This window comes from Thiocystis violacea (assembly GCF_016583565.1).
Lineage (GTDB): Bacteria > Pseudomonadota > Gammaproteobacteria > Chromatiales > Chromatiaceae > Thiorhodococcus > Thiorhodococcus violaceus_A.
In genome coordinates, this window is the sequence record NZ_NRRF01000018.1 from 65,545 (window position 1) to 79,784 (window position 14,240).

General features: G+C 63.9%; 10 protein-coding genes. 5 read left to right on the forward strand and 5 right to left on the reverse strand.

Annotated elements, in window-relative coordinates:
• Position 1: 1 nt before the first annotated feature.
• Positions 2-2,191 (reverse strand): protein-disulfide reductase DsbD family protein, encoded by a 2,190-nt coding sequence (locus tag CKO23_RS09880; RefSeq protein WP_200330538.1) that lies wholly within the window; start codon positions 2,189-2,191, stop codon positions 2-4.
• 462 nt (positions 2,192-2,653) lie between these two features.
• On the opposite strand from CKO23_RS09880, the gene CKO23_RS09885 reads away from it, so the two are divergent.
• Positions 2,654-3,280, forward strand: a complete 627-nt coding sequence (locus CKO23_RS09885; protein WP_200330540.1) for a Rieske 2Fe-2S domain-containing protein — start codon at positions 2,654-2,656, stop codon at positions 3,278-3,280.
• 273 nt (positions 3,281-3,553) lie between these two features.
• Complete coding sequence (locus CKO23_RS09890; protein WP_200330542.1) at positions 3,554-4,075, forward strand: hypothetical protein; 522 nt, start codon at positions 3,554-3,556, stop codon at positions 4,073-4,075.
• Between the two features lie 95 nt (positions 4,076-4,170).
• Here the strand turns inward: CKO23_RS09890 and CKO23_RS09895 are convergent, their stop codons facing one another.
• On the reverse strand, positions 4,171-6,750 hold the full coding sequence (locus CKO23_RS09895; RefSeq protein WP_200330544.1) for a DNA phosphorothioation-associated putative methyltransferase: 2,580 nt from the start codon (positions 6,748-6,750) through the stop codon (positions 4,171-4,173).
• A gap of 38 nt (positions 6,751-6,788) precedes the next feature.
• Here CKO23_RS09895 and CKO23_RS09900 point away from each other — a divergent pair, with 38 nt between their 5' ends.
• Positions 6,789-7,082, forward strand: coding sequence for a hypothetical protein (locus tag CKO23_RS09900; RefSeq protein WP_200330546.1), 294 nt, complete (start codon positions 6,789-6,791; stop codon positions 7,080-7,082).
• Between the two features lie 30 nt (positions 7,083-7,112).
• On the forward strand, positions 7,113-7,766 hold the full coding sequence (locus CKO23_RS09905) for a hypothetical protein (protein ID WP_200330548.1): 654 nt from the start codon (positions 7,113-7,115) through the stop codon (positions 7,764-7,766).
• 328 nt (positions 7,767-8,094) lie between these two features.
• Here CKO23_RS09905 and CKO23_RS09910 read toward each other — a convergent pair whose 3' ends face one another.
• The gene (locus CKO23_RS09910; RefSeq protein WP_207168497.1) at positions 8,095-11,907 is read right to left on the reverse strand and encodes a hypothetical protein; all 3,813 of its coding nucleotides are present in this window, start codon (positions 11,905-11,907) and stop codon (positions 8,095-8,097) included.
• Positions 11,823-12,650 (reverse strand): hypothetical protein, encoded by an 828-nt coding sequence (locus CKO23_RS25290; RefSeq protein ID WP_207168498.1) that lies wholly within the window; start codon positions 12,648-12,650, stop codon positions 11,823-11,825. The genes CKO23_RS09910 and CKO23_RS25290 overlap by 85 nt, the downstream gene beginning before the upstream one ends.
• A 331-nt stretch (positions 12,651-12,981) precedes the next feature.
• Here CKO23_RS25290 and CKO23_RS09915 point away from each other — a divergent pair, with 331 nt between their 5' ends.
• Positions 12,982-13,542, forward strand: coding sequence for a Uma2 family endonuclease (locus tag CKO23_RS09915; RefSeq protein WP_200330552.1), 561 nt, complete (start codon positions 12,982-12,984; stop codon positions 13,540-13,542).
• 516 nt (positions 13,543-14,058) lie between these two features.
• Here the strand turns inward: CKO23_RS09915 and CKO23_RS09920 are convergent.
• Positions 14,059-14,240 (reverse strand): transposase (locus CKO23_RS09920; protein ID WP_200330554.1); only part of this gene is annotated, 182 nt, incomplete at its 5' end.

Sequence of the window (14,240 nt, forward strand, 5' to 3'; positions counted from 1 at the left end):
ATCACATGGCTGAGGGTTCGCCAGCGAGCGCCGAGGAACCCTCGACGGCGTCGCGGACGATGCCCCCGGTCAGGATCTGGGGCAAAACGTGCGGCTCCCGCCCGGGGGCATAGTAGACATACAGGGGCACGCCGGTGCGGCCGAAGCCCGCGAGATAGGCGGTGATGGCCGGATCCCGGTTGGTCCAGTCGCCCTTCAAATAGAGCACCCGATGCTCGTCGAGCAGGGCCGCCGTCGCGGCCGTCGACAGCGCGACCCGCTCATTCACCATGCAGGTGATGCACCAGGCGGCGGTCATATTGACGAGCACCGCCCGCCCCTCGGTACGGGCATCGGCCAGTCGACTGGCTGAATAGGCGTCCGCGACCAGTGCCTGGCGTCCATTCTCCGTGCTCGTCCCCAGCCGCATCGCAGGCGCCTCCCGCCCGCCCGTGGAGAGCCCGAGCCACAGGGCCAGACCGAGCCCAGTGAGCGCGACGACCCCACCAGCGCGCCGCATCCGCGACGACCCAAGCCGCGTGCGCTCGCGCACCCATAGCCCGAGCGCGAGCGCGAGCATCCCAGCCAGCACCCGCCCGACCCCATCCGGCCCCGTCTGGACCGCGATCACCCAGACCAGCCAGGCCGCGGCCGCGAGCATCGGGAAGGCGAGCCCCTGTTTCAGCGTCTCCATCCAAGGCCCCGGGCGCGGCAGCCGGCGGGCGAGTGGCGGCGCCAGCGACACGAGCAGGAACGGCAACGCCAGACCCAGGCCAAGGGTCAAGATCACCAGCAGGGCCTGCGCCCAAGGCAGCGTCAGGCCATAGCCGAGGGCCGCGCCCATGAACGGCGCCGTGCAGGGAGCGGCGACCAGCGCCGCGAGCGCACCGGTCGCGAACGCGCCAGCCACACCGCCCCCGGTCTGGCGGCCCCCGACCGCCATCCAACTCCCGCCGAGCGTCACGGCCCCCGCCAGCGCCAGCCCGACCACCAGAAAGACATTGGCCATGAGCGCGACGAACGGCGGATACTGAAGCTGGAAGCCCCAGCCGACGGCTGTCCCACCAGCACGCAACGCCAGCAGTAGCCCGCCCAGCAGTCCAAAGAACAGCAGCACGCCTCCCGTATAGGCAAGGCCGTGCAGGACGCGCTGCCGGCCCCCGCCACCATGACCGCCCGCCAAGCTCAGGGCCTTGATCGCGAGCACCGGAAAGACGCAGGGCATGAGATTCAGGATCAGACCACCAAGCAGCGCGAAGGCCAGGGTGAGGGGCCATGTCAGCCTCTCGGCCTCGGCCGCGCCCACTGCCGTCGCGGGCCATGCGCCCCGCTCGGCGCTCACCGAAAAGGCGGTGGAGCTGCCGTCCCGACCGCTGACCACCAGCACGCCGTCGGGATCCGCGCTTGTCGCCAAGTCACCAGGGGTCAGATCGATCTGCAGCCGGTTCTCGCGGATCCGCCAGGGCTGGGCCGCGGCATGCTCAATCAGGCCCCAGGTCCCGGCGAAGAGCCAGACAGACGCCGCATCGTCCACCTGAAGCCTCGGGTTCCCAGCCAGCGGGATCGACAGCCGCAGGCCACCCTCATGCGCGCCGAACAGCGCACCCTGCAGCCGCTCCGAGGGCAGCGCCGCACGGGCGGTGGCGAAGAGATCTGCCCAGCGCGGATCGGCGCCTCCTGCTGTCTCGGCGGTCTGCAGCTTGAGCTCCAGCACGCCGGACTCGGGGATGCAATGCTCCTCGCACACGAGCCAGTGGGCGTCCGCCCGGATCGAGATCGGCGTCCCGGCCGGCCAATCCGGCGGCACCGACAGCGAGACCAGATGCATCGCGCGGCCCGAATAGCCGTAATTGGCGAGCGGACCGACCCGGATCAGCTCCGGCCGAGGCCAGCGAATCGGGCTTGCGATCACGCCCTCCGGGAGGCTCCACGCAATGCGCGGCGCCTCCCCCGAATCGCCGGGATTGCGCCAGTAGGTGTGCCAACCCGGCTGGATGTCGAGCACCAGCGCCAGCTCGACACTGGTGCCCGGCGCGACCGGGTCACGTTCCGCAATCAGCCTGGCCGTGACATGCTCGGTCGTGACCTCGGCCGCCGAGCCGACCATCGGCATCGCCAAGAGGACGACGACCAACCAGGACCAGGAACGCGCCGCTTTGACGCGACGCGCGAGCGGTTCGCGACAGGCGCCGCCGACCTTGAACCATGGCATGGCGAATAAGCCGCTCGACAGACTCGACAGACTCGACAGACTCGACAGACTCAACAGACTCAACATATGCAACCTAGGCGCCGCCGGCCGAGCATCGACCGCCTCGGGCGGAGCCGCGAAGCTGTCGTGAAGGTGCGATCGTGAAAGTTTCTCATTCGGCCAGTGTTGGAGCGGATGACGGCGGGTTCAACCTGGGACGACCGACCAATCGCGCGTCCGCTCGGATGGAGCAGGGTCCGAGGGTGCGTCCCAGTCGTCGTCAGTCGACCCCGGATGTCGCACCAAAGGGCGCCAGACAGCAGCAGACAGCGCCAGGATGTTGCGAGCACCACTGGAGATCGGATATCGATGATGCTAGCGTGCCGGGTTGCGACGAAACGCGCATTCAGGAGTCATCCGCCGGGGCCTGCCTGGCGTGACCCCGCCTTTTGACACACTCGATCAGCATCGGAAACATCACGCATGAGCGACGCTCTCAATTACCTCATCCAAGTGCGCGGCGACGCGCTCGGCCACTATTTCAAGTTCCTCAAGGACAGCGGCAAACATCTCGACCCCAAGACGCGCGACCTCATTTCGGTCATCACCAAGGTCCATGTCCAGACCGAAAACGGCTTCAAACAGTACCTGACCCGCGCCCTACGCGACGGCTGCACCCCGCTTGAGATCATCGACGCCCTCCTCATGGCCTTCCCGGCGCTCGGCTTGGCGAAGATCGTCTGGGCCACGGACATTCTGCTGGCCATGGACATCCCGGAGTTCTCGCCCGAGCTCATCGACGCCCAACCGCAATGGCGTGAGGTCATCGCGCTCTCGGAACTGACCGATGGAGAGGTCAAACGCGTCGATTGCGGCTCGCGCAACGTCTTCGTCTATCGCGAAGGGGAGTCCTACAAGGTCTACGACTCACATTGCCCTCACCAGGTCACCGACATCCCGCACTTAGCGCTCGACGGCCTGAACCTGACCTGCCCCAAACACCAGTGGAAATTCGACATCCGCACCGGCGACTGCATCGATAAGGGAGACCATCCACTGAAGTCGTTCGAGACCAAGGTCGAGGACGGTCACTTGTTCGCGCGCTGGTAGCCTTGGCGACCCGCACCCTACCCGACTGCCGGGGCGCGAACGGCACAGCATCCGCTCCAGGGCGGAAATCGCCCTGGGTGCTGTGGCCGAAGGTCCGCTCGGACATCGGCAACAGGCACGTGTGAGTCAGCGCGAAGCAGCAAAGAAGCGCCATGCCCGGCGCTGAGGATCAATGTCACACGCGCTCGGGGCTCGACAACGACCCGAGGCCCGGCACATCTCCGCCGGCACGGTGAGGGTTCGGACCCTGGGGCGCATCAACAGGAGAGCAGTATGAGGATCAAACGCATGCTTGAGTCCGGTCGAGGGCTCGCCATCGCCGCCCTCTGCATCGGGGCGGCGGGCAGTTCACACGCACTGTCCCTTACCGTCGACGGGGGCGAGATCACGGGCGTGGGAGGCATCGAAATCCAAGGCAAGATGTACGACGTCGCCTTTGCGGATGGCGCCTTCAACGCCCTCTATCCCGCCGAACTCAGTGGCTACGGACAGCTCGCCCAGGACGTCGCCCAAGCGCTCCTCAGCGCGAGCGACAGCGGCACGCTCAAGGCCGCGCCCAAGTGGCAACCTGGCTTGAGACTCCGCGGATGCAGCTCACAGACATCCTGCACCATCCTCATCCCAGAGCAGTCAACAGGCGCGGCACCCGTTGCGCAAACCACCTACGCCCGCGAGGTGATCTATGCCGACGCGCAGTTCCGCTCCGTCACCGCAAAACTCTGGCCGTTCGACGCCTCCACGGATACCAAGCAGATGCCAGACATGATGTACGCCATCATCACGCCTGCCCGCTAGCCTTGGCCCAAGGCGGCGAGACGCAAGCCGATCGGCGCCGCGGGGCGGTCAGATGAATCGAGGCGGGTCGACCTGGCCCGCGTGTGACAGCCCCGTCACGCCGATGGATCGGAAACCAGCCGCAAGAACGCCTCCTCCGACATCACCCGAGGCACCAGACGGCCCGTCTTACCCGCCGCCATCCGCACGATCTGGCGATCCCCATTCGGCCCATGGCTCACATGGAGCGGTCGGTCGTCACCGTAGAAATAGAGCCGATCGAAGTCGGTGTTGGCGACGATCCACTGCGCCACACCCAGCATGCTCTCGTCCTCGACCAGGAAGTCCGCCGCCGCGCCAAGCCGCTCGCACACCGGCTTGCCGAGGCGATTGTGCTCGTGGGCCGCGTGCTGATCACGCTTCGGGTCGATGCGTCCGGGAATCTGCTTGGCGAGCTGCGGCGAACAGAAGCCATAGGTCAGCCGGATCATCCCGAAGTAGTCGATGACAGGATCCAGCACCTGCTCCGCCAACGCCAAGAGCGCGTTGTAGCTCTCGGGCCGTTCGGGGCGATTGGGCAGTCCGGTGCTGGCCTGGGTCTCACCGCATTCGATGAGCTGGCGGAAGGTCAGGAACCGCCCGCAGGGGTCATCCAACTCCGGCGGCGTCTGGACGCGCACCAGGTCGAAACCCTCGATCATCCAGCGATAGCGCGCCAAGACATCCAGAAAGACCGCCGGCGGCGGCCCATAACCCGACAGATCGAACAGCGCCAGCGCGTCGAGCGCCTGCTCGAAGGCGACCTGCTCCGGGTAGCTCGGAAACTCCTCGTTGATGTAGCGCGACTTGTAGAAGAGGAACGGCGGGGCATAGTCCTCGCCATAGGCGAAGTAGTCGATGTCCAGATCGCGCAGCTTGATCTTGACCCGCTCGACCAGGCGCGGCAGCGGTTGACCCTCGAAATCGTCGTAGCGCATCAGGCTGACCTTGCCCGAGGCGATGTGGATCTTCACCAGGTCGGCCTCGCGATAGTCACCATAGAGCACGGCGGCACAGCCAACATAGATGCGCAGCAGCGGCGGGAGCTGCTCGACCAGACTGACATGCAGCTGCAGCGATTGGCCGGGATCGAGCCAGCCCAGCCCATGCTCGGCGGCGACGAGACAGGCGTCTTCGATGGCAGCCACTTCCGCGATCCGGAACAGAAGCGCCAGGGATTGATCTCTGGCCGTCGCGTAGTCGCCAAAGAATACCTTGATGTCCTGCTGCAGGCCCCGCTCCAGATGGCGATAAGGCTTGCGCCGCTCGAACTGCTGAAGGGCGAAATAGACCTCCAGGTCCGCCGTCCGGCCAGCCGCGGCGCGCTCCAACTCGGACGGATCCTGACGCGCCTCCAGGAAGCGCAGCGCCTTGGGCAGTGACCCGAAGCCTTCGGTCAGCACCACTAGATCCTCGACCTCGGCCTTGTCCGGCTTGCGACCCAGGGTCAGCCAGCGATCCCAGAGACGCTCCAGCGGCTCGCGATAGACGGCGTATTTCTCGGCGGCGCGATCGCGGCGCTCGCGCGGCGCGGGCTCTCGCGCGCGTTGGGAGGGATCGCGCAGCCGGTTGCGCCGGCTGCGATAGCGATCGACCAGAAAGCGCTGCTCGGCGTCCTTGTCCCGAAAGACGTAGAGGACACCGGGGGCGACCGCGATGGGCTCCTCGTCGAGCGCCTGCTCCAGGAAGGTCTTGATCTCGGCCTGGGTGAAATACTTCTGAAAGGTCCCGCGTTGCGTCATGACACCGTCGCGGAAACGCTCCCCGCGCGGGTCATTCTGATTGGCCAGCATCACCGAGACCACCAACAGCCGCTCCGCCAGCGACCAGGCCCGCGTCAGCGCCTCCAGGCGCTCGTCGAAATCCTCGATGACATTGATCACGAAGCCCAGATTGACGATGTCGGCCGACTGAATGGGACGGTCCGGGGCATGGTAAGGATCCCAACCGGCAGCACTCACGCCGTTCTCGACCAGCCCCCGCACGTCGTCCCCACGTCCGCAGCCATAATCGAACAGCCGATAGCAGCCATCCAGAAAGCCATGCCGGGCAAGCGACTGGACCGGTGCCGAGAATCCATAGCGCACCATCGCCGTCAACTGGCGAGACGCCTGCCAACCGGCATGCAGCGGCACCGCCGCCTCCAGCGGCTCATCGGACTCGTCATTGCCGAGCGGCACCAGGGCGTGGCCCTCGATGCGATACCCCTTCTCCCGCACCAGCGCCAGCCATTGACGGCGATAACCGATCCGCCGGGGCTCGTCGAACAGACCGATGGACTCGGCCGTCGCCGTCAGCGCGGCACAGACCTCCCGGCGCGGATCCTCCGGCGACAACAACAGCTCCTTACGGTGAAGGATCGGTGGATTCAGGGAGTCGGCGTAGGTCCGATGGCTCACCCTCTCCTGTTCGAGATCCACCAGCCAGCTTTCCCGCAAGGCTGGAAAGGGATCCTCGGCGAACGCCGGATAATTCAGGAGAGCGACACAGGGCCCCTGATCGTCGAAACGCACCAAATTGAACTGAGTCCGCGGGGCGAGGCGCGCAAGTTGCTCGGCCCGTGCCGCACGCGCCGAGAGCGCCGGATCCAATAAGGGCAGCGCGTCGACATGCACATAGGTCCGCGCCGCAACCACCTTACTTGGAATCGATGCCATGACGTTCTTCGCTCCAGACGCAGTTTAGAATAGAGCGCATGAGCACCCCTGACGCACCCCCGATGGACGCGGACTCGACAGCGCCCGAGCGGTCTGACTACGACTCGCCCTGGAAAGAAGCGATCGGCGCCTATTTTCAACCCTTCATGCGCCTCTTCTTCGAACCGGTGCATGAGCGCGTCGACTGGCGCCAGCCCCATGAATTCCTCGATGCGGAACTGCAAAAGATCACTGGCGATTCCCAGATCGGCAAGCGCTTCGCAGATCGGCTGGTCCGCGTCCGCGGCCGCGAAGGCCAGGAACTCTGGCTACTGATCCATATCGAGATTTAGGGACACGCCGATACCTCCTTCAACCATCGGATGTTCCAGTACTATTATCGCATCCACGATCGACACCCAAGGGCAGAGATCGTCAGCCTTGCGGTACTGACCCATCAGGCAGACTGCTCAAGCCTCGGACGCTATGCCCCGGGACGTGACGGTTATGGCGTGCATTTTCGCTTCCGCGTTCACAATCTCCAGACGTGGAACGACAAGTGGGAGACGCTGAAGGCGCAGGCGGCAAGCAATCCCTTCGCCGTCGTCGCCTTGGCGCAACTGGCCGCGCACCGCAAGGCCAGCGACCCCGAGCGCAAAGCCAGCAAGCGCGAGATCATCTGGCTGCTGTACCAGCACCGTTATTCGCGTGAGGACGCACTCCAACTGCTGCGCTTCATCGACTGGATGCTGCGTCTGCCGCGCACTCTCGATCTCGAATTGCGCGACGAATTGATCAACTTCGAGGAGAGCACCAACATGCCCTATGTGATGAGCTTCGAGCGAATGGCGCTGGAGCGCGGCGAAATCAAAGCTCTCCTGCGCCTGATCCAAGCGAAGTTTGGCTTACCGACACCCGAACAGCGCCAACGGATCGAATCGGCCGACATCTCTCAGCTCGATGCCTGGCTCGATCGGCTCCTGACGGCCAGCAGTATCACGGAGTTGCTCGACGGGGATCAGTCTCACGCCAACTGAACCGCCAGTTCACCCGCCCCGCGCTCGTCGCGGGTGCCGACAAAGGGATTGATGCGTGCAGACCCGGTGTCGGCCCGGATTCGATACGCACTTTTTCGAGAGTCTGCCGGAAGCGGCGTTGATCATCGAACCGTCCTGTCGATTGAGTCGATACCCTGCATGCTCCAAGCAAAGCGACGTGGGAGCGGCGCCCCGCCGCGATCACGCGACCGTCGCGGCGGGGCGCCGCTCCCACCGGTCGCGCACTTGGCTTAAAGGATGATCAAGACCGCGCAGGTATCCAGCAGAATGTTCACGGCTTACCTTTCTAGCGCCCGAGCGCCAGCACTCACGCCTCGGCGCCAACCGGCGTAAAGCGCGCCATCAATCGCGTGTAGATCTCCTCCTGACGTTGCAGCGGTAGCCGTTCGATACGTTCCATGATCCCGTTCACGCTCATTCGATCCAGATGCACCGTCAATGCCTCCTCGATGGGCGCGATGGCAGCTTTCTCATCCGGCCGCAAGGCATCAGGCGGATGACGCAAGGTATCCATAAGCGCCTCGGCCGCTGATTGATCCAGCCCGTCAACCGCACCGAGTGCCAGCAAAGGCTGCAGCCAGGCACCCATCCGTTCACGACGTGCCTGCTCATCCAGTTCGGCGTGGCGTTCGGCTAACGCCTCCAGAAGCGTCCCGATCCGAGCACGGTCCTCCACCGCGAGATACGCAGGCGGATCGAGCAATTCGCGCTCGGCGCGAACGCAATCTTCCACCGACAACTCCGAGACTTGGTCAGGAGTCATCCAACGGCGCTTCACCCATTCTGCCGAACGCTCACGCGCGCCGGCCAGACGCGCTTGAACCAGCCCCTGATAAATGGCCGCCATGTCCGAGACCGGTTCGATCTCCCGGCGCTCCAGAAAGGCTTCCAGCTCAACTAACTGCTGCTTTACCTGTCGATCGAGCAATTCCTCCAGTCGATCCACGCCCCATTCGCCCGACTCCCAAACCGCGATATCGGAGAGCACGCGCTCCAACAGCACCGCCAGATCGCTCACCTCGGACTCATCGCGCGTCCCCACGAAGATCGCCCGCAGTCGGTCCGACCTCGCCAGCGTCTCCTTGATGACCTCCTCGCTGTCCAGGGCGACATCGAGGAGTTCGCCGAGCCGGGCGCGCTGTCGCTCCAGCGCCGCGCGCAAACCCTGCTGACGCTGCTTGATCGCGCCGATACGCGCCTGAATCTCCGGGTCTGTCAGCACACCCCGCGCCGCCTCGACGCCGACGATCAGTGCCTCGCCCTTCTCGATATCGTCGAGCAGATCGCGCACCGGCGTGGACTCGGATGACTCGGGTTGGCGCGGATAATCGTCACTCTCGGCCAGCGTCAGCGCGAATTGCTGCCGCTTCTCGACCTGGAAGATCGCGCGCCGCGACTGTTCCTCCAGCGCTTGAGCCTCCGTGCCGAACCCCAAATCCTTCAAACTGCCGATGGCCTTCTCGATGCGATGACGGAAGGCGCCCACATCGGTCGCGTTATGACAACTCTGACACGGGATCCAACCCGCGACCCGTTGCGACACCATCTCCCGCAGCGGGATCAGCAGACTGTTGCACGCCTCGACCGCGCTCGCCGACCACTGAACCCCGTCATTCACCTCCTGTTGCCGCCGTAACAGCAAGGTCGCCAACCGCAGCAATTCGCCGAGGTTGTTCTGCCGCTCGGCGCGTTCGATGCTCGTCTCCCAATCATCCAGTTGCGCCTTGAATTGGCGCAGTTTCAGCGCCGCCCCCTCGGATTTATCGAGCAGATACTTGAAGTTGCCTTCCAACGCCTCGGGCAATGGATCGACCTTGCGCAGGCGCTCCGCCTCCCGCGCGAGCGCAACCTTGCGCTCATAGTTCTGCTCGGCCTCCCACCGCTCCAGCAGCTCGCGCCAGCGGCCCTCGCCATCCTCCGACAAAAACCGCAGGGTCGTCTTTTCGAGCAACCCCTGTTCCAGATGATGGCGGCCACGCTGGGCGGAAAACGCGGCACTGACCCAATCGGCCGAGGCGACCATCTCGCCGTTCTGCTCAATGCGTCGTGGCGGATGTTGGCCGCCCAACAAAAGCCCCAGCAGCAAACCGGCCGAGGCGGCATTCATCCCATATGGCGGCGCGATCAAGGCCCGATAGGACAACCACAACGAACGCTTGGCATTGTCCGCGTGCGTCTGCTGGAGCCAATCCAGGACCGCCTTGACCTCCGGATTGCCCGGCGCGGTCAACTTGCCGGAAGACCCCAGGACTTGCCAACCATGCACCAGGGTCGCCTGGACGCGATTCTGGAGCCGCTTGGGTTGTGCCTGCACCCAGGGGCCATCGACCTGACGCGCGATCAGGCTGCGCATGAGTTGCGCGGCATCGGCCGGACCACCTCCAGCCGACGTGGCAAAGCCATCGAAGGGAAAGGGCAGCACCTTGGGATAGACCCGCGCGAAGATCGCCTCGCCCACCGCCCGCAAGCGCCCGCTCGGGATCTCCTCGCACCCGGCGACCCAGAACAGACGTTCCTTGATCATCCGCGCGACCGCTTCCTTCAGCGCCAAACGGCTGCGTTCGCGCTCTTCCGGCACGAAGCGTCGAAACCGTTCCTGCTCATCGGCCGAAAGCTGCTCATCGAAGAGATGCAAGCGTCCCAGGTGTTCCGCGAGCGCCCTATCCTGATCCGCGAGACCAATGATCCAGACCGGAAGGGCCGCCTGGCCGAGGCGCTTGATCTCTTCGCTCAGCGCACGGGTGATCGTCTCTTCAACGCCAGCCAGATCATCCTCGGCATGGAGATAGAGATAGATCACGCGCCCCTTGGCATCCTTGGGCAGGATGGCCTTTTCCCAATCCCGCGCCGCGGCCTTGATGGCGTTCTCAATGGTCTGGACCTGCTCACACCGCGCCTCATAAAACCATTCGGCTGTCGCGATCTCATGAAGTCGGCCAAAATCCGTCTGGATATCGCCCAGATCACCATCCTTGGCCGCGTTGCGCACAAAGAGATCGCGCACCGCCTCGGGAGACAGGGCGGCTTGACGTTTACGCAGCCATTGCTGGAACTGCCCCCGGGTCGAGGCATCGGCGATCAGCTCATACTGACCCAGGTCACGATTCCATTCGATCGCGCCCAACTCCTGGCCCAGGGTCCGCAAGGCGCCTTGCAAGTCATCGGCATCCAAGGCCGCGGCCTCGCCGAGCAGTTCGTCCATGGCCGTTTGCGTTTGCTTGCCGACGCGCATCTTTTCCAGGATGGCGACGCCCGCGAGGGCTAACTGTTGCTCGCCGCTCAGATGGCCCTGGAACTTCTCCAGCAAGACCTGGAGCGTCTCGGCCACCGACACGCCCCGTTCGCGTTCCGCCGCGATCATCTCCGGCAGCATGCTGCGCAGCACCAGTTCGGCGGCGCTGACCTGGCGTAGACGACCGCCGGACATCGCCTCTTCCCCGCCGATCCTGTCGATGATCTCCTTGATGAAGGTCAGCGCCGAACGCGACTGCACCACATCACGCTGACGGGTCAGGAACCAGGTGGCCAGCGGATGCAGCGGCCAACAGCCACGGGCGATCACACGGTCAAACTTGTCCGCATCGCTCCACACCGGATAGCGCCCAAAGCTCGGCAAGGCGAGCGACATCCGTCGCCAGGTCGTCCGCTGGGCCTCATCCGCCCGCGACTGGCTCCAAAGCGCGTCCAGACCGGCGTCATCCTTGCCGATCATGTGCGCGAAGATGGTTTCCAGATTGGTCGACAGATACAGCTTCTCGGACGCATCGAAACGGGTGATATAACGCTGCAATTGGCGCAAGTCCGCGCTACCGAAGCGTTTCAGATAGGTCTTCAGCTCGTACTGAATAAAGCCGACGAAGCGCGCCCTGTGACTATTGTCCTGAATGCCCTGGAAGATCTGCTGGAGTGCCGAATCGCCGGCAAGCTGAGGCTTTTCCGCCGCATACTCCAGATAGCGTCCGAACTCATCGAAGAGGATCACCAGGCTCGCGAAGGCGCCGTCCGGTCCGCAATAGACCTCGCAGAGCGTGTTGATCACATCCTGAGCCGATTCGTGCCCGGTGATCGGAATCGGCGAGCCATTCGCATCCGAGTAGATCGCATCGACCGCCGTATACACGGCCTCGTCCTGATTTCGCAGCCGCGCGCGGATTGTCTCGGCGTCCAGATCGGGGAGCTGCCGCGCGAAGGCGTCGGCACGAAAGTCAAAATTGCGTTGCACAAATTGCTCTGCGGTCTGGAAGCGCGGCGACAGCGCCCGAATCGCGCCCGCGTCCACGCCATGGCGTTCCAGTTGCGCAAAGACCGACTGACTGCATTGCCAAGATGGAAACCAGCCATCCCGTCGAGACAGAGCACCAGTACCGGCTTGCCAAGCCGCGCGAGTCCCTGCTCGACCGACGTCCCAATCGTCGCGTCCGCCTTGGCGAGATGCGCAAGGATGTCAGCGGCGGCAGGCGCCCCTGGCGCATCCAGTAAAACCGCCAACGCCGTCGCGAGATGTGATTTGCCTGCGCCATAGCCAGCGACCGCGAGCAGATAGGGATTGCGCTCGGCGCCAGCCAGACTCGCCTGGATCGAATCGAGCAGATCGGCGACGAAACTGGCGCTATCCTTCAGCCGATAATTGGCGTCGATCCCCTCCTTGTCCGCCTCGCCCGCGCCATGATAGCGAGGTCCATGAAACACGAAAGCGCGCGCGGCCTGTTGTGCCTGGGCCTCGCGCTCCTGAACCCAACGCAGTTGCACCGCGCCATCGAAAAAATGCTCATCATGAAAACGAACCAGACTTTCAACCCGCATGTGTCTTCTCCCTGAATCTTCAAACAACGCCCTAGAGCCGTGCGTATCCTGTTCAAGCAACACCAATCTCACGGCTACCGACGACATTCGGCGGGACGCGATTAATTGATAAAACTCACTTTATGACAAAGACTTTTCGAACCCGACATGGGCCTTTGTCATCAGTTGGGCCGGTAGGGTGGACGAGCGAGAGCGAAGTCCACCGAATCCCGCGTCGGCGTTGGTGGACTGCGCTGCGCTTGTCCACCCGGAAGACAACTGGCCGAAACGATGATCGACGCCCCGACATGCGTGGCCGCCGACATGGCGCCATCCCAAGCCGGCTCGACAATCCCCACGCGAACGACTTAACTGAACAGCAAGGCACCGACCACCCGCGAGAACCCCCCGCATGACCTCAGCCGCTTTCCGTCACGCGACCTATGAAGACCTCCTCGACCTACCGGACAACCAGGTCGGCGAAATCATCGGCGGTCGGCTGCATGCTCAACCGCGCCCCGCCCCCCGACATGCGCGCGCCGCCTCCGGTCTCGGCGCGGACCTGGGGACGCCCTTCGATCGTGGACGCGGCGGCCCCGGCGGCTGGTGGATCCTCGACGAACCCGAACTCCATCTCGACGCCGATGTCCTCGTCCCCGACCTGGCCGGCTGGCGACGCCAGCGCCTGCCCCGACTGCCCGAGACCGCCTGGTTTGAAACGCCCCCCGACTGGGTGGCCGAAGTCCTCTCGCCAGCAACCGCCCGCAAGGATCGCGATCTGAAGATGCCGCGCTATGCCGCCGCCGGCGTCACCCATTGCTGGATCATCGATCCCGATATCCGCACCCTGGAGGCTTACGCCAACCAAGGCGGGCAATGGTTACTCCTAGGCACCTGGAGCGGCGAGGACAACGCGGCCATTGCGCCCTTCGATGCCGTCACCCTCGATCTCTCCGAGCTGTGGGCCGACTAAGGCCAAACCGTTTCCGGCATGGCATGCCTTTGTTTCTGAAAAGAAAGTGCCTTACCCCAAGGTCGGTTTAGCGCAGCGTCATCCGACATTTGTCGGGCACCCAGGCTCCAAGGATCGTGAAAGTATTCCGTCCGGCTCGGCTTCGAGAATGCTTGCCGAATCTCTCCAGCATAAGAGCACGCGGCGGCCTTGGTCATCGGTTGGACCGGTAGGGTGGACGAGCGAGAGCGAAGTCCACCGAACCCCGCGCCGTTGTTGGTGGACTGCGCTGCGCTTGTCCACCCTACCGAAGACGACTGGTCCGAAGGATGATCGACGCCCACGCGGCGTAGGTCGGGTTAGGCGCGCGTGGCACAGAGATTCTTGATAAATCAGTCGTTTAACGCACGCCGTAAGGCTCTCCAGGATTTCATGGGGAATCACAAGTCATTTTAAAACAATTGCTTAGAGCGGATTTTAGCGTACACGCCAATGCCAAAATATAGTCGAGCGATTCTATTTTAAGTTTTTGATTTTTCAGTGTTCGATGCCAAGCTGAGCGTATCCGTTGAGATCTAAGTACACTCTCTGATAAAGGTGATTGAGGTTCGTCATTCCATAGCAGCGGCGTTTGATGACCTTGAGCTTATTGTTGAGACCCTCAACGAAACCGCTGGTTTGACGACCGACAAAATAATTGGCAATTTCCTCGAAATGCG

What these genes read in the sequence shown, in the direction of transcription:
- CKO23_RS09880 (WP_200330538.1), bottom strand. Translation starts at nt 2,191, where the DNA reads ATGCCATGGTTCAAGGTCGGCGGCGCCTGTCGCGAACCGCTCGCGCGT.
- CKO23_RS09885 (WP_200330540.1), top strand. Translation starts at nt 2,654, where the DNA reads ATGAGCGACGCTCTCAATTACCTCATCCAAGTGCGCGGCGACGCGCTC.
- CKO23_RS09890 (WP_200330542.1), top strand. Translation starts at nt 3,554, where the DNA reads ATGAGGATCAAACGCATGCTTGAGTCCGGTCGAGGGCTCGCCATCGCC.
- CKO23_RS09895 (WP_200330544.1), bottom strand. Translation starts at nt 6,750, where the DNA reads ATGGCATCGATTCCAAGTAAGGTGGTTGCGGCGCGGACCTATGTGCAT.
- CKO23_RS09900 (WP_200330546.1), top strand. Translation starts at nt 6,789, where the DNA reads ATGAGCACCCCTGACGCACCCCCGATGGACGCGGACTCGACAGCGCCC.
- CKO23_RS09905 (WP_200330548.1), top strand. Translation starts at nt 7,113, where the DNA reads ATGTTCCAGTACTATTATCGCATCCACGATCGACACCCAAGGGCAGAG.
- CKO23_RS09915 (WP_200330552.1), top strand. Translation starts at nt 12,982, where the DNA reads ATGACCTCAGCCGCTTTCCGTCACGCGACCTATGAAGACCTCCTCGAC.